This is a genomic window from Acetobacteraceae bacterium (assembly GCA_004843165.1).
In the GTDB taxonomy this organism is placed as follows: Bacteria; Pseudomonadota; Alphaproteobacteria; order Acetobacterales; family Acetobacteraceae.
Genome location: CP039459.1, coordinates 528,483 through 548,459, shown reverse-complemented (window position 1 = coordinate 548,459; position 19,977 = coordinate 528,483). Strand labels below are relative to the sequence as shown.

Annotated in this window: 24 protein-coding genes and 1 pseudogene; 22 read left to right on the top strand and 3 right to left on the bottom strand. The window is 43.1% G+C overall.

Features of this window, described 5'->3' with window-relative positions; translation table 11 throughout:
• The first annotated feature begins 77 nt into the window (after positions 1–77).
• From rpsN to FAI41_02595, 13 genes are all read left to right on the top strand, one after another.
• Positions 78–383 carry a 30S ribosomal protein S14 gene (gene rpsN / locus FAI41_02655; GenBank protein QCE32566.1) on the top strand — a complete coding sequence of 102 codons (306 nt, stop codon included), beginning with the start codon at positions 78–80 and terminating at the stop codon, positions 381–383.
• Positions 384–398: 15 nt separating this feature from the next.
• Entirely contained in the window at positions 399–797 is a 399-nt protein-coding gene (rpsH, locus tag FAI41_02650; GenBank protein ID QCE32565.1) for a 30S ribosomal protein S8, read from the top strand.
• Positions 798–808: 11 nt separating this feature from the next.
• Positions 809–1,345, top strand: a complete 537-nt coding sequence (locus FAI41_02645) for a 50S ribosomal protein L6 (protein QCE32564.1) — start codon at positions 809–811, stop codon at positions 1,343–1,345.
• Complete coding sequence (locus FAI41_02640) at positions 1,345–1,707, top strand: 50S ribosomal protein L18 (GenBank protein QCE32563.1); 363 nt, start codon at positions 1,345–1,347, stop codon at positions 1,705–1,707. The genes FAI41_02645 and FAI41_02640 overlap by 1 nt, the downstream gene beginning before the upstream one ends.
• 12 nt (positions 1,708–1,719) lie before the next feature.
• Positions 1,720–2,295: a 30S ribosomal protein S5 gene (locus FAI41_02635; GenBank protein QCE32562.1), complete on the top strand. Its 576-nt coding sequence runs from the start codon at positions 1,720–1,722 to the stop codon at positions 2,293–2,295.
• Positions 2,288–2,500 carry a 50S ribosomal protein L30 gene (gene rpmD / locus FAI41_02630; protein ID QCE32561.1) on the top strand — a complete coding sequence of 71 codons (213 nt, stop codon included), beginning with the start codon at positions 2,288–2,290 and terminating at the stop codon, positions 2,498–2,500. Before FAI41_02635 ends, rpmD begins: the two co-directional genes overlap by 8 nt.
• On the top strand, positions 2,493–2,984 hold the full coding sequence (locus FAI41_02625; protein QCE32560.1) for a 50S ribosomal protein L15: 492 nt from the start codon (positions 2,493–2,495) through the stop codon (positions 2,982–2,984). The genes rpmD and FAI41_02625 overlap by 8 nt, the downstream gene beginning before the upstream one ends.
• A 115-nt stretch (positions 2,985–3,099) precedes the next feature.
• The gene (secY, locus tag FAI41_02620) at positions 3,100–4,467 is read left to right on the top strand and encodes a preprotein translocase subunit SecY (protein ID QCE32559.1); all 1,368 of its coding nucleotides are present in this window, start codon (positions 3,100–3,102) and stop codon (positions 4,465–4,467) included.
• 19 nt (positions 4,468–4,486) lie between these two features.
• Complete coding sequence (locus FAI41_02615) at positions 4,487–5,062, top strand: adenylate kinase (GenBank protein QCE32558.1); 576 nt, start codon at positions 4,487–4,489, stop codon at positions 5,060–5,062.
• 303 nt (positions 5,063–5,365) lie between these two features.
• Positions 5,366–5,743: a 30S ribosomal protein S13 gene (gene rpsM / locus FAI41_02610; GenBank protein QCE32557.1), complete on the top strand. Its 378-nt coding sequence runs from the start codon at positions 5,366–5,368 to the stop codon at positions 5,741–5,743.
• A gap of 64 nt (positions 5,744–5,807) precedes the next feature.
• Positions 5,808–6,200: a 30S ribosomal protein S11 gene (gene rpsK / locus FAI41_02605; GenBank protein QCE32556.1), complete on the top strand. Its 393-nt coding sequence runs from the start codon at positions 5,808–5,810 to the stop codon at positions 6,198–6,200.
• Between the two features lie 141 nt (positions 6,201–6,341).
• Positions 6,342–7,358, top strand: a complete 1,017-nt coding sequence (locus tag FAI41_02600; protein ID QCE32555.1) for a DNA-directed RNA polymerase subunit alpha — start codon at positions 6,342–6,344, stop codon at positions 7,356–7,358.
• 67 nt (positions 7,359–7,425) lie between these two features.
• Complete coding sequence (locus FAI41_02595; protein QCE32554.1) at positions 7,426–7,845, top strand: 50S ribosomal protein L17; 420 nt, start codon at positions 7,426–7,428, stop codon at positions 7,843–7,845.
• 59 nt (positions 7,846–7,904) lie between these two features.
• Here FAI41_02595 and FAI41_02590 read toward each other — a convergent pair whose 3' ends face one another.
• Positions 7,905–8,288 (bottom strand): hypothetical protein, encoded by a 384-nt coding sequence (locus FAI41_02590; protein ID QCE32553.1) that lies wholly within the window; start codon positions 8,286–8,288, stop codon positions 7,905–7,907.
• A 276-nt stretch (positions 8,289–8,564) separates the two neighbouring features.
• On the opposite strand from FAI41_02590, the gene FAI41_02585 reads away from it, so the two are divergent.
• From FAI41_02585 to FAI41_02560, 6 genes are all read left to right on the top strand, one after another.
• Entirely contained in the window at positions 8,565–10,388 is a 1,824-nt protein-coding gene (locus FAI41_02585; GenBank protein ID QCE32552.1) for an ATP-binding protein, read from the top strand.
• A 1-nt stretch (position 10,389) separates the two neighbouring features.
• A complete protein-coding gene (locus tag FAI41_02580; GenBank protein ID QCE32551.1) occupies positions 10,390–11,397 on the top strand; it encodes a DNA cytosine methyltransferase in 1,008 nt (335 codons plus the stop codon).
• A gap of 147 nt (positions 11,398–11,544) precedes the next feature.
• Positions 11,545–11,877: a hypothetical protein gene (locus tag FAI41_02575; GenBank protein QCE32550.1), complete on the top strand. Its 333-nt coding sequence runs from the start codon at positions 11,545–11,547 to the stop codon at positions 11,875–11,877.
• Between the two features lie 109 nt (positions 11,878–11,986).
• Entirely contained in the window at positions 11,987–12,721 is a 735-nt protein-coding gene (locus FAI41_02570) for a DUF4339 domain-containing protein (GenBank protein QCE32549.1), read from the top strand.
• 97 nt (positions 12,722–12,818) lie between these two features.
• Positions 12,819–13,457 carry a ribonuclease HII gene (locus FAI41_02565; GenBank protein ID QCE32548.1) on the top strand — a complete coding sequence of 213 codons (639 nt, stop codon included), beginning with the start codon at positions 12,819–12,821 and terminating at the stop codon, positions 13,455–13,457.
• A complete protein-coding gene (locus FAI41_02560; protein QCE32547.1) occupies positions 13,454–14,566 on the top strand; it encodes a site-specific DNA-methyltransferase in 1,113 nt (370 codons plus the stop codon). Before FAI41_02565 ends, FAI41_02560 begins: the two co-directional genes overlap by 4 nt.
• Before the next feature lie 384 nt (positions 14,567–14,950).
• Here FAI41_02560 and FAI41_02555 read toward each other — a convergent pair.
• Positions 14,951–15,571 (bottom strand): annotated as a pseudogene (locus FAI41_02555) (ankyrin repeat domain-containing protein).
• Between the two features lie 215 nt (positions 15,572–15,786).
• Here FAI41_02555 and FAI41_02550 point away from each other — a divergent pair.
• From FAI41_02550 to FAI41_02540, 3 genes are all read left to right on the top strand, one after another.
• Complete coding sequence (locus FAI41_02550; protein QCE32546.1) at positions 15,787–16,389, top strand: DUF1285 domain-containing protein; 603 nt, start codon at positions 15,787–15,789, stop codon at positions 16,387–16,389.
• Positions 16,325–17,605 carry a CCA tRNA nucleotidyltransferase gene (locus FAI41_02545; GenBank protein QCE32545.1) on the top strand — a complete coding sequence of 427 codons (1,281 nt, stop codon included), beginning with the start codon at positions 16,325–16,327 and terminating at the stop codon, positions 17,603–17,605. Before FAI41_02550 ends, FAI41_02545 begins: the two co-directional genes overlap by 65 nt.
• A gap of 169 nt (positions 17,606–17,774) precedes the next feature.
• Positions 17,775–19,487 carry an ABC transporter ATP-binding protein gene (locus FAI41_02540; GenBank protein ID QCE33769.1) on the top strand — a complete coding sequence of 571 codons (1,713 nt, stop codon included), beginning with the start codon at positions 17,775–17,777 and terminating at the stop codon, positions 19,485–19,487.
• Here FAI41_02540 and FAI41_02535 read toward each other — a convergent pair.
• The gene (locus tag FAI41_02535) at positions 19,450–19,971 is read right to left on the bottom strand and encodes an RNA pyrophosphohydrolase (GenBank protein ID QCE32544.1); all 522 of its coding nucleotides are present in this window, start codon (positions 19,969–19,971) and stop codon (positions 19,450–19,452) included. The two genes, FAI41_02540 and FAI41_02535, sit on opposite strands and share 38 nt — an antisense overlap.
• Positions 19,972–19,977: the final 6 nt, after the last annotated feature.

Sequence of the window (19,977 nt, the reverse complement as noted above, 5' to 3'; positions counted from 1 at the left end):
AAGATAATGTCGCTCCGGTTAACGGAGCGCCAAAGAAAACCCTCGGAATTTTCCGAAAGGTTCTAGGAGAAAAATATATGGCAAAAGTTTCGGCAGTTAACCGGAATAATAGACGCGCTGCGATGTCTCAGCGCGATCGTGAAAAACGCGATGCTCTTAAAAAGACGATTTACGATCGTGATCTTCCTATTGAAGAGCGTTTTGCAGCCACCATTAAGCTTGCAAGCCTTCCACGCAACGGATCTGCAACACGCGTTCGTCTTCGCTGTGAGATTTCTGGTCGTTCGCGTGCGAACTATCGTAAATTCCGTATGTCCCGTATTGCTTTACGGGATCTTGCTTCAGCCGGGCAAATCCCTGGTTTAACGAAGTCCAGCTGGTAATAAGAGGCTTATAAGATGGCAATGTCTGATCCCTTGGGGGATATGCTTACCCGCATTCGTAATGCGCAGAAAGCTGGTCACAAAGTTTGCGTAGCACCTGCTTCCAAATTTCGTGCAAGCGTTTTAGCTGTGTTGCAGCGCGAAGGTTATATTCGTGGTTTCTCAACAGAAGAAGTACGCAAAGGCGTCAATCAACTTCGTATCGAGTTGAAATATTCTGGTGAGCAGCCTGTAATTCGTAAAATTACACGTGTTTCTAAACCAAGTCGCCGGGTATATTCCCCAATTAAAGAACTTCCTCGTGTTTGTGCCGGACTGGGTATTTCCGTTCTGTCCACACCACAAGGCGTTCTCTCAAATAATGAAGCTCGCGCAGCCAATGTTGGCGGCGAAATTCTCTGCCGCGTTTTCTAAGGAGGGAATTTATGTCACGAGTTGGTAAAAATACAATCACCCTACCTGATGGGGTGAACGTAGAAATCAAAAACAACCGTTGCGTTGTTAAAGGTAAAAGAGGGGAACTTTCTCTCGATCTTACCGCTGAGGTTTCTGTTAAAGTTGAAGATGGTAGTGTTGTCGTTGAGCCTAATGCAAAACGCCGTGGTCCTGCTGGTGCAATGTGGGGGACAACCCGTGCATTGATCGCAAATATGGTCACAGGTGTTACGACAGGCTTTACAAAAGCGCTTGAAATTCAAGGAACAGGTTTCCGTGCCGCTGTGCAGGGGAAAAATTTAGTGATGAATCTTGGGTTCTCCCACGATGTTATCTATCCAGTTCCAGATGATATTAAGATTACAGTTCCACGTCCGACAGCAATTGTGGTTGAGGGGAATGACAAGCAGCGTGTGGGGCAAGTTGCTGTTGATCTTCGTAACTTCCGCAAACCTGAACCTTATAAAGGTAAGGGTGTTCGCTATGAGAATGAGGTTCTGTTGCGTAAGGAAGGTAAGAAGAAGTAATGGCATCATTGCAAGAAACGCGGCATCGTCGTCGCGACCGCCTTCGTTTTCAATTAAGAAAAAAAGCGAATGGACGTCCTCGTCTTTCTGTTTTTCGTTCTAACCTGAACATTCATGCTCAGATTATTGACGATGCGCAAGGAAAGACACTCGCAAGCGCTTCTAGCTTGGACAAAGAATTCCGTGCAGAAGTTTCAAAAGGCTCAAATATTGATGCTGCTACAAAAGTCGGTCAGCTTGTCGCTGAACGTGCTTTAAAAGCTGGTGTCAAAGAAGTCGTTTTTGATCGCGGGTCTTATCTATATCATGGTCGTGTAAAAGCTTTGGCTGACGCGGCTCGCGAAAAGGGACTGTCCTTCTAAGGAGAAGAAATTATGGTACGTGAACCAAGAGAAGGACGCGGTCGGGCTAAGGCAGAACAGACCGACGATGTCATTGATAAGTTAGTTACCATCAACCGTGTTGCTAAAGTGGTTAAAGGCGGACGTCGTTTTGCTTTTGCAGCTTTGGTTGTTGTTGGTGATCAAAAAGGCCGTGTTGGTTACGGTGCGGGTAAGGCAAGGGAAGTTCCTGAAGCGATTCGCAAAGCAACCGAACGTGCCCGTAAAAATATGATCCGTGTTTCGATGAAAGACGGTCGTACACTTCATTATGATCTTGAAGGTCATTATGGGGCCGGTAAAGTGGTATTGCGCTCTGCACCTCCAGGTACAGGGATCATTGCTGGTGGTCCGATGCGTGCGGTTTTTGAAAGCCTTGGCGTGAGCGACGTTGTTGCAAAATGCCTAGGTAGTCGTAATCCTCATAACATGATTAAGGCGACTTTTGAGGCATTGGCAAACGCTGATAGCCCACGTCAGGTTGCACAGCGTCGTGGTAAGAAGATTTCACAGCTTTTCCGTAGCCACACAGCGGATAAAGAAGCAGCAGCGGAGGTGACAAATGGCTAAAAAACAGCTTCCTCCTGTTGAGGCTGGAAAGGTGCGGGTCATCCGCACTGGTTCCTTAATTCGTTCCAAACCAGGTCAAGCCGAGGCTATGAGAGGCCTAGGTCTTCGCCGGATTGGTGCTGTTCGCGAGCTCGAAGACACACCTGCCATCCGTGGCATGATTCGTGTTGTCGCGCATTTAGTGAAAGTGGAGAATCATGGTTAAGTTAAACGAACTACGTGATAACCCAGGCGCACATTACCGTGCAAAACGGGTTGGCCGTGGTATTGGTTCTGGCAAGGGAAAGACTTCTGGATCAGGTCATAAAGGGCAGAAAGCACGTTCAGGTGTTGCCATTAATGGCTTTGAAGGTGGTCAGCTTCCAATTTATCGCCGGATGCCAAAGCGTGGCTTTGTGAATATCTTCCGCAAGGAATATGCCATCATTAACCTAAATATTGTTGCTCAAGCGCTTGAAGAAGGTAAGCTTGAAAAAGGTAAATTGGTTAATTTTGAATCTTTGAAAGCAGCTGGCTTGGTTAGCTCACGTAAAAAACTTGCAGGCGTTCGCTTGCTTGCACGTGGCGAAATCAGTGCTAAAGTTGATTTTGAAGTTGCAGGTGCCTCTGCTGCGGCAATCGCAGCTGTGGAGAAAGCTGGGGGTTCAGTGAAAACATTGAATGTTCCAGCCGCAGAAGAAAACGCTTAATTTATTTTAAGCTATGCTGAATATGTCTTGTACATATCAGTCTTTATGATGCATTAAGGGAGCGTTTTGCAGGCAGTCTCTGCAAGCGCTCTCTTTTATGAAAGGTAGAAAAGATATGGTCTCAGCCGCTGAGCATTTCGCTTCCAATCTCAGCATGGAATCTTTTTCCAAAGCTTCTGAGCTGAAGAAACGTATCTGGTTTACGCTAGGGGCGTTAATTATTTACCGTCTTGGCACGTATATTCCTGTCCCTGGGATTGATCCGATGATTATGGGTCAAATTCTAAGCCAGCAAAAAGGCGGCATTTTAGGTGTCTTTGATATGTTTTCCGGTGGTGCGTTAGGACGTATGACCGTCTTCGCCCTGAATATCATGCCCTATATTAGTGCCTCTATTATCGTCCAGTTGCTTTCTACGACGATTCCTTCTTTGGAAGCCTTGAAGAAGGACGGAGAGAGCGGACGTCAAAAAATCAATCAATATACGCGATATTTAACCCTTTTTATTGCGATGTTCCAAGCTTACGGAATCGCGGTAGGGTTGCAGGCTATTCATAGCCCAACAGGCCTTAGTGCCGTTATTCATCCGGGTCTTTTCTTTATTTCCACCTGTGTACTGACGCTTGTCGGTGGTTCAATGTTTTTAATGTGGATTGGAGAGCAGATTACTTCCCGTGGGGTCGGTAATGGGATTTCCCTGATTATTTTTGCGGGTATCGTTGCAGGGTTACCTTCTGCAACAGCAAGTCTTCTTGAGCTTGGCCGGACAGGCGTTCTTTCAGGCTTTTTTATTGCTGCTTTTCTTGTTCTTGCCTTAGCCGTTATTCTTTTTATTGTTTTTATGGAATTGGCACAGTTCCGTGTGATTATTCAATATCCTAAACGTCAGGTTGGACGCCGGATTTATGGTGGTGATAGCTCACATTTGCCAATTAAGGTTAATACAGCAGGGGTTATTCCGCCTATTTTTGCCTCTTCGATTTTGCTTTTGCCTTTAAGTTTGGCAGGGATGGTGGATCCTAACACTTCTCCGGCTTGGCTGGTTATGATTTCGCACCATCTGTCACAGGGCCGTCCTCTGTACATGCTGACATATGCTGCGCTTATTATTTTCTTTGCTTATTTTTATGCAGCGGTTACATTCAATCCAGAAGAGACAGCAGATAATTTAAGAAAGCAGGGGGGATTCATTCCTGGTATTCGTCCCGGTGCAAAAACAGCTGCCTATTTTGACAGTACGCTTTCCCGTTTGACGACAATCGGTGCAGCTTATTTGGTGGCTGTTTGTCTGTTGCCGCAATTCTTGATTACGAAATATAGTGTGCCCTTTTATTTCGGTGGCACGAGTTTGATTATTATCGTAACGGTTACGATTGATACCGTCACGCAGGTTCAATCTCATTTAGTCGGCCATCAATATCGTGGCTTGATCAAAAAGCAGAGTGGACGTGCTGGCCGTCGTTCGGCACATAAGCAGCGTTAAGTTTAGAGAGGATTAGACATTGACCAGTAAGAATATTATCTTCCTAGGTGCCCCTGGGGCAGGAAAGGGAACACAAGCCGCCATGCTGGCTGAAGCCCTAGAGATTCCAACGATCTCAACGGGAGATATTCTTCGCAAAGAAATCGCTTCTGCGACTCCACTTGGTTTAGAGGTTAAGGCCTTGGTGGATAATGGTAAGCTTGTTTCTAACGAATTAGTTTTGCGCTTGGTTAAAAAACGTCTATCTTCGGATGATTGTGCAAAAGGATTCATCTTGGATGGTTTCCCGCGCACAGTGGATCAAGCAAAAGATTTAGATCATCTTTTGTCTGATCTAGATAAAAAAATTGGATTTGTGATTTTTCTGGATGTTCCTGCAGACGTTATTATGAAACGTGTGGCGGAACGCAAGGCAGCAGACGGTTCTAAACGGGCCGATGATGGGGAAGAGATTGTAAGAGATCGCCTCCGCACTTATGAAGAACAGACAGCGCCGCTTCTGCCTTATTATGAAAATCGTCAACTTCTAACAGAAATTGACGGCACTGCTTCGATGGAAGAAGTTCGGCAGAAAATAGGGGAGGTTTTTGCATAAGAAAATTTCTTAGGTAAGAATCTTGGGGGAAATGTTTCTTCATTCTTCATAAGAGTGTGGGGGAATAAACGAATTCATCTTTGCATTTTCGGATGTTAAAGATAAAAATATGTGTCTTTTGTGTTACGGTGCATATAAAAAGAGAGATTGACTTTTTAGGCAGAGGAATATATTCGGGCTTTGACCCTTTTTTATTCTAATGGCGTAGTTGTATAATATTCTGCGTTTAATGTTTTAAGAGTTTGATGGTGATTTTAAATTTTGGCGTAAATAATACCGCCTTAAAATTAAGGGAGATACAGCGTGGCGCGTATTGCTGGCGTAAATATTCCAACAAATAAGCGGGTGAGCATTGCTCTTCGCTACATTTATGGTGTTGGAGCAACAACAGCTGATGCAATCTGCAAGAAATTGGAGATTCCTGCTCAGAAACGAGTTAACGAATTAAGTGACGATGAAGTCGCTGCGATTCGTAGTGAAATCGATGAGTCCGTCCGTGTGGAAGGTGACTTGCGTCGTGAAACTGCGATGAGCATTAAGCGTCTCATGGATTTGGGTTCTTACAGAGGATTGCGTCATCGCCGTCGTCTCCCAGTTCGTGGACAGCGTACACATACAAATGCCCGTACCCGCAAAGGTAAAGCCGTTGCGATTGCAGGTAAAAAGAAAGTAACCCGTTAATAGGGATATATGTTTTTTTCTGACTCTTTTATGAGTCTTAATTCAGGATATACGGATTTAATATATGGCTAAGCCAGCATCTACGCGAGTTCGTCGCAGAGAGCGAAAAAATATTACTTCTGGTGTTGCTCACGTATTGTCGACATTTAACAATACAATGATCACCATCAGCGATGCGCAGGGGAATGCTATTTCATGGTCTTCTTCTGGTCAGCAGGGTTTTAAGGGTTCCCGTAAATCCACACCTTACGCTGCTCAGTTGGCCGCAGAAGATGCTGGCAAAAAAGCGCGTGAGCATGGCATGGAAACCCTAGAGGTTGAGGTTTGCGGACCCGGCTCAGGCCGTGAAAGTGCGCTTCGTGCGTTGCAGTCTGTTGGATTTGTTATCACAATGATTCGTGATCTGACACCTGTGCCACATAATGGTTGCCGTCCACGTAAACGCCGTCGCGTTTAATTTACTTTGGCCTTTCCCTGCTTTTGGTGAAAGAAGGAATAAGGAGATCTTGGATCTCCTTATCATTTCTTAAACGAAAGCAGGAATGCTGGCATTGTTTTCTCGCCCCAATTTTGGGGCATAGTTTGAAAGGCCTGTGTCTTGGTTCTTCAGAAAAACTGGCAATCCCTTATTCAGCCTGAAAGACTTACTGTTGAGCAGGGTAAGCTTCCTGCCCTTTCTGCTGTTCTGACCGCAGAGCCGCTAGAACGTGGTTTTGGGCTTACTTTAGGGAATGCTCTTCGTCGGATTTTATTATCCTCTTTGCAAGGTGCTGCTGTCACTGCCATTAAGATCGAGGGCGTTCTTCATGAATTTGCCTCCGTTCCCGGTGTGCGTGAAGATGTGACGGACATTGTTCTTAATATCAAACAGCTTGCAATTAAAATGCATGAGGAAGGCCCTAAAAAGCTTACCCTACGTGCAAAAGGTCCTGGGGAAGTTAAAGCTTCTCAGATTATAGCGACACATGATGTTGAAATTATGAATCCCGATTTGGTTATCTGCAGTCTTGATGACGGCGCAGAGGTTGAAATGGAATTCACGATTAATACAGGTCGCGGTTATGTTCCAGCCAGTGCCAACCGTCCAGAAGGTGCGCCAATCGGACTTATTCCTGTTGATGCGATTTATTCTCCGGTTCGTCGTGTGGCTTATAAGGTCGAGCAGACCCGTGTCGGTCAGGTGACTGATTATGATAAGCTTATCCTAAGTGTTGAAACTAATGGGGTTTTGACACCAGAGGATGCTGTGGCACTTTCTGCCCGTATTTTGCAGGATCAGCTAAATCTCTTCATTAATTTTGAAGAGCCTCGTCCCATTGAGAAGGAAGAAGAGGAAGAACCTCTATCCTTCAACCGTAATCTTTTACGGAAAGTGGATGAGCTTGAACTATCTGTGCGAAGTGCAAACTGTCTTAAGAATGACAATATCGTCTATATTGGCGATTTGGTTCAAAAGTCAGAGCATGAAATGCTTCGGACACCCAACTTTGGCCGGAAATCTTTGAATGAAATCAAAGAAGTTCTGAGTTCTATGGGATTATCGCTGGGGATGGATATCCCTGAATGGCCACCTGAAAGCATCGAAGAGTTGCTTCAGAAGGTTGATGGAAAATAATTTATACGCCGCTTTTTCTGATTTAATATTGGACAAGGCGGTGAAATTGAAAGTCGGATTATAAAAAATGCGTCATCGGTTAGGCGGACGGAAATTAAACGTCACTTCATCTCATCGTAAAGCAATGTTCAAGAACATGGCTGTTGCGGTTTTAAAACACGAACAAATCACAACAACTTTGCCGAAAGCAAAAGAATTGCGTGCTGTTGTTGATAAGCTTATCACACTCGGTAAACGTGGTGATCTTCATGCACGTCGTCAGGCGGCTGCACAGTTGCAGGATGAAACAATCGTCCGTAAATTGTTTGATACACTTGGCCCACGCTATAAAGACCGCAATGGTGGTTACACTCGCGTTCTTAAAGCAGGTATGCGTTACGGTGACAATGCTGACATGGCAATCTTTGAATTGGTTGACCGTGATGTTGATGCCAAAGGTAAAGACAGCGGTGCTGTCGCTGAGGAAGCAACACAAGAAGCTGCCTAATTTTTCTTAGGTCACTTCGAAGAAAACCCTCTGTTCTGAAAAGAGCAGGGGGTTTTTGTTTAGGTATAAGAAAAAATCAGTACAAAAACAATGAGCAGGATAATGGCGATGAAGGAGGGGAGAAGCAGAATGAAAATAACCTTGCGAAAGCTTTTTCCAAGATTTGGAGACCCCTTCAGGAAAAAATAACAGATTTTCTGAGAGAAAATTTTAGGAAGGCGCTCAGGATACCAGAGTGCTTTTGAATAGGCTTTGATAAAATTTAAGATGAAACCTTCTTTTTTAGAAAAAATCTGAATGAAAATGGCACAAATCAGAAGCGGGTCGAACACTTCAAAAAAAGAGACATCAAATAAAAGGAGAAAAATCATCCCTCTCAAGAGAAACAGAAAGGGATGTCGAGCAACCCCTTTTTTCTCTTTTTGTTCTGTTAATTCTTTCATTTAAATCCGTTAAGGGTTGGGTCAATAAAACCTTGGCTAAATTGCCAGGGAGAAGGAGGGGAAAGCTCTCCTCGTTCCTGGGCTGCTTTTAGAGCATTACGCATGGCCATCCGATTATTAGGAATTGTCTCATGCTGTGAATTTCCAGTTCATAAGAAATGACAATGGTTTCATCATTATTTTCCGGCAGGCTGGATGTCTTTCTTTAGGGGGTTTTTGTTTTGAAAAAACTTAAACTTATCTTAATGGTAAGGAAAGATTTGACAGAATAGGAGAATGCTTAGAATGAAAGAATTAGTTGAAAAATTAAAAAAAGCTAAAAGAAATATTTCTGTATTTCAACCCTATATAAATTATTTACGTTTTCCAACTCCATTCAAAGGAATAGCAAAAGAAACTCAGATTGATTTTGATTTTCCAGTGACGGCATTAGTTGGAGCGAATGGTGCTTCAAAAACTTCTATCTTACAGGCATTGGCAGGAGCTCCTAGTGGTTTATCTCCTGGAAACTATTGGTTTGAGACGGTATTAGATGGAATACAAAGTAATTCCGATGCATCAATAATAACGGGCTTTACTTTACCTTCTGGAAGAAGAGTAGAAGCACTTAAGCAGCGCATTCATAGAAAAGGTGATCCAGATTATTGGGAGCCAGCGCGCCCGCTTAAGAAGTTTCAAATGACTTTATTGAAAGATTTGGATGATTTAACAGAGAAAGAATTAGAATATCGTTCTAAAGATAGGTGGAATGGTATTGAAAAAGAAGTTCTTTTTATAAATTGCGCTGAAAATAGGAGTGCTTTCTCTTTGTACTTAAATAGACATCCAATGAAGAGAAGTATTTTGCTGGAGCGTAGAAAATTAATTAGAAAAAATGCAAAGGTTATCAAAAGAATTTTTGAAAAGAGTTTGAAGTCTTATATCCCGAGAACAAATGGGAAAAATGATCGTATTTTAGATGAAGAAAATTTACTTTTATCTCGTGATACCGTGGATGAATTAAATCTCATTTTGGATAAGCAATATTCAGAAGTTCACTTGTTGCATCATAATTTATATGGGTGGCAAGAAGGGTATAGTCTTATTTATAGACAGAGTGGGAGTTTAGCAAAATATTCGGATGCAAATGCTGGGGCGGGTGAAATTTCAACAGTGTTATTAGTTCATAGAGTTATGAGTGCAAAGCCAAAGACACTTATTTTACTTGATGAGCTGGGAAGCTTCCTTCATCCAGAAGCTCGCAAAAAAGTGCTTGAATTTCTTCTCAAAATAGCTTTGAAAAAAAAACATCAAATTGTTTTTTCAACGCATGATAGAGAATTATTATATTGCTTGCCGCCAGAGGCGATTAAACTTATTGAACGAGATAAAACGATGGGTTCGTCGGAAGTTAAATACCAATCGACTCATAGGGATCACGCTTTTTCCAAAATTGGTGGCATTGTTAATAAAAAACAAATTTTTTGTGAAGATACCTTAGCAGAAGAAATTATTAGAGCTTCTTTACGTCAGCATTATCCAGATTTGTTAAAACGTATTGAGATAAAGTTTCTTGGAGGAGAAGATGTTATTCTTTCACGTATTCCTGAATTTTCTAAATACCAAACAGACGCGCTTTTATATTTGGATGGTGATCAAAGGCCAAAAAGTTTTTCTAAAATACAGACGGATAAGCTTTCATTGAAAAATTGGGAAGAGGAGGTTGGTGAGAAGCTATTAAAAAAGGGATTGTTTAAAAAGAAAAGTCAAAAAGAGTTAGATAGAGCAAATGAAAGAAAGTTTGATCTGGTAAGAAAAGAGATTGTTCCTTGGCTTAATGAACATTTAGAGTATCTACCGTCTTTCTATTGTCCAGAGGGATGGCTATTGGATATATTGAAACTAACAGATGGTATAGATCTGGATAGTTCGGATGAATGCAAAAATAAAATAGGGAATTTAATACGAACTGAGCAAAAGTTAGGACAGGGCGAGGATGATCCTAATGCTTTTGATAGAAATGCTTGGTTTAAAAGAAATATAGCAGAAATAGCACAAAAGGGATGTGAAGATTTAAAAGCTGTAGCAGAAAGAGTTAAGTTGTTTTTGGAGGCGGTATAGTATGAGGGTTGTAGATTTCTTTTCTGGTTGTGGAGGGACTAGTCAAGGCTTCCAAGATGCCGGACTAGAAATTCTTGCTGGCATTGATAATGATAGGGATGCGGCAGACAGTTACAGAAAAAATTTTCCTAAAGCTAATTTTATTGAACGGGATATTACGGCGTTAGATGTTGGTTGTTTGCAGGATATAATAAAAGATCGCAAAGAGCCTTTATTATTTGCTGGATGTGCGCCTTGCCAGCCTTTTTCTTCTCAGAAAAAAAATAAGGAATGCTCAGATGATCCTCGGAGGACGTTATTAAATGAATTTGCAAGGTTTGTAGCGCACTGGCAGCCAGAGTTTATTTGTGTTGAAAATGTGCCGGGTATACAACGCTTAAAGCAATTTAGTCCTTTAGAAAAATTTTGTTCTTTGCTAACGGTGTTGGGCTATTCGTATGAGGTAGAAGTCGTTTCTGCTAGTTGGTTTGGTGTGCCTCAATCTCGGAAAAGATTAATTTTGCGCGCTTCAAAAAATGTAAATTCAATAAATGTTTTAAATAAAAACTTTATTGGAAAAGAGGCTACCGTCAGAGATTGTATTGCTAATTTACCGTCTTTAAAAGCAGGTGAGGTAGATAAGAAAGATCCTGTTCATCAGGCAGCAAAATTAAATCCATTAAATTTAGAACGAATTTCTTCGATAAAAGAAGGGCAGGGAAGAAGAGACTGGCCTGAGCATTTGCGTCTAGAATGTCATAGAAATTATAATGGTCATGGTGATGTTTACGGCCGCATGAGCTGGGATAAATTGGCTCCTACATTAACCACTAAATGTGTAAGTTACTCTAATGGGCGTTTTGGGCATCCAGAACAGAATAGAGCGATTAGTGCGCGCGAGGCTGCATGTCTTCAAACTTTTCCTAGAAATTATAAATTTTCTGGCTCTTTAGTTTCTATGGCGCGACAAATTGGGAATGCTGTGCCGCCATTGATGGCAACAAAAATCGCTGAATCATTTATATATTAAGTTACTTCTAAAAAATCTGATGCTACCGATTCCTTAGCTCTTGAAGAATGATGTCGGGATGCGCATATTTAAAGAAAGGTGAGGCTAATGTTTTTATTTCCAAGAGGCCTGCCGGTCCCCTCATTCCTTGTAAGACAGGACAAAAATATGACTGATGATATCAAGAAAAACGCCAAAGAAGTTGCAGATAAAATTCATGATGCTGCAGACAAAGCCTCCGAAAAATTTACACAAGGCATTCATTATGGCCGTGAACGTGCGCAGGATGCTGCAGAACGTTTTCAGGATGGTTTTGATGATCTTGGGGATTTCAGCCAAGACAAAGCCCGTGAAATTCGTGATGAGTTTCTAAGTGCGATTGGTGATGACAAATGCGGTTGCCCAGCAGCGCTTTTCACCCGTCAACGTCCATTGCTCGGCCTTATTTTAGCAGCTCTGGTCGGCTTTGTTCTAGGACGTATTATCCGCCGTCGCGGTTAATCCTTTTCTAAAAGTAGAAAGCCTCCTGACAGCAATGCTTGGGGGCTTTTTTATATCTGCTTTCTCTAAAAACTTAAAAGTTAAAACTGACACATAAAGGAACGACAAAATGGCGCAATGGTTTTACGAAAAAGACGGAAAACCAACAGGGCCAGTCTCTCAGTTAGAGATTGCGCGTTTAATTATCTCTGGTAGCGTAAAAGAAGACACGCTGGTTTGGACATCAAATTTTGGTGAAAAATGGCGTCGTGCGGATGAGGCCGGTCTTCCTCGTGTTGTTGCGCGAAAAATGACTCTTTCTGAAAAGGGAAAAGAGGCCGAGGCAAGCACGATGATTGCGACATCGTTTTTAGAGGCGATGGAAAAGAGACAGGCTAATCTCTCTTCTTTTTGGGCTGTTTTATTTTTTGCATTGCCTATTTTTGCTAATATTATTTCAGCAATGCTTTTTAATAATACAGAGATTACGTCAGGTCTTAGTGCTTCTTATTTTAGAGAGATAATCCTTTTATTTATTATTTTTTTGACCTTGAAAATCCTTGTCCTAAAAAAAGACCGTCAGGCAATGGCCGAGGCAGGCTACCGTCCGCTTTCTTATTGGTGGCTTTTACTGCCGCCCGGCTATTTTCTGTTGAGATGGGAAAGAACAAAAAAATATTTAGGCCTATTCCTCGTTACAATGGCGATTTATTGCGCAGCGCTTTTTGAAGCGTTTCTTCCTTCTTTACAGGCACAAGTGAATGAGATTCAGAAAAATATGCCTGTTGCAAGCGCTTCTTCGACTCCCCAGAATCAAAATAATCAAGCTATTTCCGTGCAAAAAGTACAAGAAATTAAAAAATAAAAGCTTGAAAAGGAAATAATTTTCTTTAGGGGCTATTCTTTTCCGAGTCGCAAGGGTAGAATCGGGTATTATGTCAATATTCATTTAGGAATATCGTTTGCCTGATTTTACGCTTGAGAAGGCCTCTGGAGGGCTGGTTGCTGGGATTGATGAGGTCGGCAGAGGTTGTCTTGCCGGGCCTGTCATTGCGGCTGCCTTAGTTTTTCCTGAAAATGTGTCCTCAGCTATCGTCGATGGCATTGATGATTCAAAGAAGCTGACAAAGAAAAAACGTCAGTTTCTTTTTGATCGTCTCTCTAACACCTCTGACATTATTTGGGCGTTGGGGGCAGGTTCCGCGACTGAAATTGATCAATATAATATTCGTCAGGCAACGCATTTAGCAATGCGGCGGGCTCTGGCGGCGCTTACCCGTAAATTGGGGAAAAAGCCTGATTTCGTTTTGGTGGATGGGAATGATTTCCCTGATCTACCATGTGAAGGTCGTGCGGTTGTGAAGGGAGATTGTTATTCGCTCTCCATTGCGGCGGCGTCGATTATGGCAAAAGTCATCCGTGACAGGGCGATGGAAAAACTTTCCTCTCGTTATCCTCTCTATGGTTGGGAAAATAATGCGGGATATGGCGTGAAAAAACACCTTGAGGGTCTTCGTCAGAGCGGCGCAACCCGTCACCATCGTTATTCTTTTGCGCCGGTACGTTTGCTGGCTGTTTCAGGATCTGAGAACCGTACATGAGCATTCAATCTTCCACTTCCACTCCAGATGAATTTTGGCCGATCGACACAATTTCACAAGGTGATTGTGTTGAGGTGATGAGTCGCCTTCCTTCGGAAAGTGTTAATTGCGTTTTTGCAGATCCGCCTTACAATCTCCAACTGCAAGGGGAGTTGCGGCGTCCAGATGATTCCGTTGTCGATGGGGTAACGGACTCTTGGGACCGTTTCGATGATTTTGAGGCTTATGATAAATTTACACGGGCTTGGCTCACAGAGGCACGTCGTGTTTTACATAAGGACGGCACTTTATGGGTGATCGGTTCTTATCATAATATTTTCCGTATCGGTGCGATGTTGCAGGATATGGGATTTTGGATTTTGAATGATGTCATCTGGCGCAAAACAAATCCGATGCCGAATTTCAAAGGACGTCGTTTTACCAATGCGCATGAAACCCTAATTTGGGCGGCAAAATCGCCGCAAAGTAAATATTGCTTTAATTATCAAGCGATGAAAGCTTTGAATGATGATGTCCAAATGCGTTCGGATTGGTCGATTTCCCTTTGTAACGGCAAAGAGCGTTTGCGCAATGAGCATGGTTTGAAATTGCACCCAACGCAAAAGCCTGAAATGTTGCTTTATCGTGTGTTGCTATCTTCTACAAAAATGGATGATGTGATTTTAGATCCTTTTTCGGGGACAGGAACAACGGCGGCGATGGCTAAACGTTTAAATCGTCGTTTTATCGTTATTGAACGCCATCCCGATTATATTAAGGGGGCACAAGAGCGCTTAGACCAAGAGGAGGTTCTTGGAGATGATGCTTTGTCCGTAACGCCTGCGCCCCGTGCACAGCCGAGAGTGCCTTTTGGGACATTGGTAGAAAATGGTATTTTAAGCCCTGGTACATTGCTTTATGATCGTGGTCGTCGTTTAAAGGCAAAAATTAGTGCAGATGGCACGTTGGTTTCTGGTGACACACGGGCTTCTATTCATAAAATGGGGGCGTTTTTAACAGGAGCGCCATCCTGTAATGGCTGGACTTTCTGGCATTTTGAAAAAGATGGAAAGCTTATAGCCGTAGACGAGTTGCGTCAGGAATGGCGCAAAAGCCAAAATATTTCATAAAGATTTCTATTTTTGAAATGTACAAAAGCCTCTGCTGAAAAGACAGAGGCTTTTGTTTTTTTAATGCGAGGGAGTCTTTTCGGTGTTTCAGAATTTTTGAAAGAGAGAGACGTTTTTTTTAGGGCTTTAATTATTTTTATGAATGTCTTTTTAATTCTTGCAAAAGCCCCAAATGGAACGAAATAAAGGGGAGATGTCTTTTTAGGGCTTTGCCGCAGGGGGAAGACTGGCGGTCACTTGCGCTTGTAAAGGTTGCGCCTGTGATTGTGGTGCTCTTTCTTCCTGAACGATTTCTTTTTCGATTTTGGGTTTTTCAAGCTTCTCATCTTGTGGGGGAAGCGAAGGGTTAAAAGAAGGTGGTCTTCTAACTTTTTTAGGCGCCAGTGCCGGCCCATAGCCTAAAAATCCAATATCGGGAATGGGTACGCCGCCACTTGGATCATAATGCGGTGCTTCTTTTTTAGGATTGACGACCATCGAGGCCGTGGCAGAAATATTTTCGGACATATTGCCTGTTTCTTCATGCTGGGATTCCTTCACGAGATGCCCTTCAGGATTATATCCCCGTAAAGATAATAGGAGAAAAACAATATTGTTTCGATTCAGATCAATAGCCATGTCCAGAGGGGTCTGATCGAGAACATTCCGTGCCGTTATATCGGCGCCACGGCTGAGTGCTTCGCGGGCCGCATTCATGGAGCCTTTATTGATGGCTTCGAAAAGTGCTTGTGTTGGATTGGTGTCATTATTGGAATGAATGGAGGGTTCTTCGTAACTATTTTCAACACCCGGAAGGGCAGAAGGGGGCGCTTTACTCAAAGCTTTCTTGCGAGCTTCTTCCTGACGTTGCTGCTCCATTGCTTCTTCCTCGGCCTCTGATTCTTGCTGAGATTGCGCATGCGCAGGATGGGCAAGCAAATAGGGCGATGTCGAAAGCAACACCCATAAAAAAGCTTTGAGCGTGTATTTTCTTCTTAAAGCGCTTGGCTTTGTATGATGAAACAGCGGGTGCTTAAGAAGAAAAGAAAACATTATGATCTTTTAAGAAAGAGGATAGCGCTCGGTAACAACTATGACATCTTAGCAACAATAGCAGAGAGATAGAAGGGGTTCGGGCAGAAGGTTAATGACATTTAAGCAGATCATTCCCATTTAAAAAACAGGTCAAGATGCCGTCAAAAGGGAATATATGTTATGAGTATAGAAATCTGTGAGGTCGTGTGACAAGCCGGGAAACAGAAGAATCTTGTTTGTCAAAGCTTGCTTTGATTGCAAGTATTGAAGATTGGCCTTTAGCGGATCAATGTCTTTGCGATATTGGCGGAAAAGTGAATGAAACTTTACCGTTTAGGATCGCCCGAAATGGATGCTGGTATTATAAGTCTCAGCCGGTTAAAGATCGGCGAACCCAGCAATTTTTAGCCTCTTTGCTTATACGGGATTTAGAGGGAAATTATTTTTTGGAGACTCCTTCCGGAAGAGGTTTGATTGAGGTAGAGGATGTCCCTTATTTGGCCGTTCGGATGAAATTCAGCGGTTTGTGTGAAAAACGCCAAGCGATTTCTTTGATGACCAATATCGGTGAGATTTACTGTGTTGGCCCAGAACATCCGCTCTTTTGCCATTTTAACGAAGCCGAAGGCACGGCATCCGTCTATCTCCAAATTGCTAAAGCCGAAAATGGCGCACCGCTTTTAGCCCGTCTGACAAAAGCAGTGATTTTTGAGCTTGGCGCTGTTGGCGCTATTCACCAGGTGAATGGCAAGGAATGTATGGGTGTTTGGAGCAGAGGCGCATTTTTCCCTATTCCTTGCGCATTTTAGGCGTTATTTTTACGTCATGGCGTATGATATTTCCGATTTGTGTCAAAAATATGCAGGGCTTTCACGACTTTGGGAAATTTTTCCGGAGGCGCGTCTTGTTGGTGGCGCTGTGCGTGATCCGCTTTTAGGTCTTTTTCCGCAAGATATTGATATGGCAGTGCCATTTCCACCGGAAGAAATTATTGCCCGCCTAAAAAGAGCCTCTCAGCGTTTTATCCCGACAGGTATTGCCCACGGTACGGTTTCGGCTTTGATAAAAGGGGCGTGTTACGAGCTGACGGCTTTGCGGCAGGATGTTGAGACGGATGGGCGGCATGCTAAAGTTGCATGGACGGCGGACTGGAAAATAGATGCCGAGCGCCGTGATTTTACGATTAATGCGATGTCGCTAGATAAAGAGGGAAATCTCTATGATTATTTTGGCGGCGAAGCAGATTTAAAAGCAGGGCTAGTGCGTTTTGTGGGGGATGCGTCATCCCGTATTTCCGAAGATTATTTAAGAATTTTGCGTTATTTCCGCTTTTCAGCACGTTTTGGCCGGAATCCGCCTTCAAAAGAGATTCTTGAGATTATTTCTCAAAATCTTTCTGGATTCAAACATTTAGCAAAAGAGCGTCTGAGAGATGAATTTTCACGTTTTCTTTTAGGGCCAAAGATTATCGAAACGCTTCAGGCAATGGAAAAATCTGGTGTTTTAGCTTCTCTTTTGCCGTATTATGATCTTACTGCTTTGGAAAAAGGATTGGAAATAGACCTTCCAAAAGATTTTATTTTACGTCTTTCTTTGCTTTGTGCCGAAAAAGAAGCCCTTGTACAAAGCTTTGCGTTGTCTAATAAAGAAAAAAAGAGGCTTTCCTTTTTTCAGTCTTTTGAACAAGAATTTCAACTTGCGCCCGATCAGGCAACACTTTTAAAATATTTGGATCAGTATAAGCGTGAAGACCTTATCGCCTATAGCTATAGGGCACAGGTTGCTTTTGCGCAAAAGGCCGATTTAGAACAGCAAAGATGTGAAGAAAAAGATTGGAAACACTTACGCCACCGTTTAACAAAGACCCCATTGCCTGAATTTCCATTAACAGGGAAAATTTTGATGGCAAAGGGGATTTCTGCAGGTGTTGAATTAGGGCAGCTTCTCCAAAAGATGCGTCTTTATTGGTTGTCAGAGGCAGCGAAGCCTGGGTGTGAAGAGATTTTGAGGCATTTTGGTCTATAGATTTAAATTATTAAGAAAGAAAAGAGATCGTCTTATTTCTAGCGTAGCGCCGAAAGAAAAAATTCAAGATTTGAAAATAGAGAACCAACCGCTTTTGTGGAGATTATGGCGAGAGGAACTCTCTCACCGTAAATTTCTGTTGGTCTCGACATTGCTTTTAGCGGTTGTTATGGCTTGTCTCATGGCCGCGTATCCCCTTGTGATCCGTAAGGCCGTGGATATGTTTGCCCGAAAAGATCCACGAATTCTTTATCAAATTCCAATTTTGGTCGTGATTTTGACAGGTCTAAAGGCGCTCTCTCAATATGCGCAAACGCTTTTGTTGCAACGGCTTTCTCTGGATACAATTCAAAATCTGCAACACCGCCTTTTAAAGTCTTTGTTACATAAAGATATTGCAACGATTGAAGCGTTTCCTCCTTCGGAATGGACCTCACGTTTTACAACAGAGGCAATGGCTATTCGTGAGGCGCTGACACGGGCAACCAATGCCGTAGGAGATATTACAACGGTTCTTGGCCTAGGGATTTGTATGATGTGGTTGGATTGGGAGTTGGCCATTGTTGCTTTGATTCTTTATCCTTTAACGGTTTTACCTGTCCGAAATGTCGGCAAAAAGGTAAAAGCCTCGGCCAGAGAAATGCAGCGACAAACGGCAAAAATGATTGCACGTCTGACGGAAAATTTTGCGTTGGTGCGCCCTGTTCGTTTGCACAATATGGAAAAAATGCAATATCAAACTTTGGGAGGCGAGCTTAATCAGCTTCGGGATGCGCATTTTGCGATGGCACGGAATAAGGCAAAACTTGATCCGCTTTTAGAAGTGATTGCCGGCGCTTCTGTTGCGATTGCCTTTGGATTTGCGGGATGGCGATCCGCAATGGGAGGGGCTTCTTTAGGGGATTTTACAGCCTTTATCGCTGCGCTTTTTGCAGCATCTCGTCCGATGCGTTCCTTGGCTTCGTTGAACGCCGCTTTGCAGGAGGGAGCCGCCGGGCTTTCACATATTTTTAAGGTGATAGATGCGCCGATTTTGGTTGCAGATTCTGACGCACCTGTGGCACTGCCAAGGCATTTCTCAATATTGGCCTTTGAAAATGTTTCCTATCAATATGAAGATGGGCGCTGGGGGTTAAAAGATTTTTCGTTAAAAATAAAAGAGGGTAGTTTTCTGGCGATTGTAGGGGAAAGCGGTGCTGGAAAATCTACTGCGCTTTCCCTTATTCCAAGATTACATGACCCTTCGAGTGGTCGTCTGCTTCTGGCAGGCCGAGATCTGAAAGATTTTGCACTGAAAGAGTTGCGAAGTTTTGTGGGCTATGTAGGGCAGGAAACACCGCTCTTTAATATGAGTCTTTTGGATAATATTCGTATTTCAAGACCAGAGGCTTCTAAGGAGGAAGTTGAGAGTCTGTGCAAAAAAATGGATTTGAATTTTATTCAAAAATTTCCAGAAGGGCTGGAAACATTTGCAGGTACCAGAGGAGAGTTTCTTTCCGGTGGAGAGCGACAGCGGATTGCGATTGCGAGGGCTTTGCTGCGTCAGCCGGCTATTCTTGTTCTTGATGAGGCCATGAGCGCTTTAGATGCGAATAGCGAGGCGAAAATGGAAAAATTTTTACGCCATTACCGCAAGGGCAAAACGACGATTATGGTTTCACACCGTTTAACCAGTTTGAGTCACGCCCATTTTATGGCTGTCATGCAAGAGGGGCGTTTAGTACAGTCTGGTAAGCCACGCGATTTGATAAGAGAGCAGGGGCTTTATGCAGAAATGGCCAGTAAGCAAGGTTTGACATCAGATCAGAATTTCCTGCCGGAAAAGGGAAACATCCCCAATGTGTCTAAGACTTGCTTCCTTTGCCAAACGCACTTTGATTGAAAATTTCAATAATATCAGGGAAAACTTCCTGATAGGCTTTGCTTTTAAAACCAAGATTATAGTCTGAAAGAATCTCTTGCGGTGCCGCCCATTTCCATTCGCTAAATTCAGGAATATCATATTTCTCCAGATCAATATCGCTGTCTTCACCGGTAAAGGCGAACACAACCCATTTTTGGCGCTGGCCACGATATTTCCCACCTAAAGCCTTGCCGTAAAGCCGGGCAGGCAACTCATAAGTGATCCATCCTTCTCGTTCGCCTAAAAATTTGGCTTTATTGGTGCCGATCTCCTCATCCATTTCCCGCCAAGCCGCCTGTTCCGGCGTTTCATTTTCATTGATTCCACCCTGAGGACATTGCCAGATTTGTTGGCGATGATCGACACGCCGTCCCAGAAAAAGTTCGCCTTCCTTATTAAAAAGCGCAATGCCGGCATTGGGACGATAGGGAAGAGATTGAAAAGGAGAAGAACTATTCGTCATAGGAAA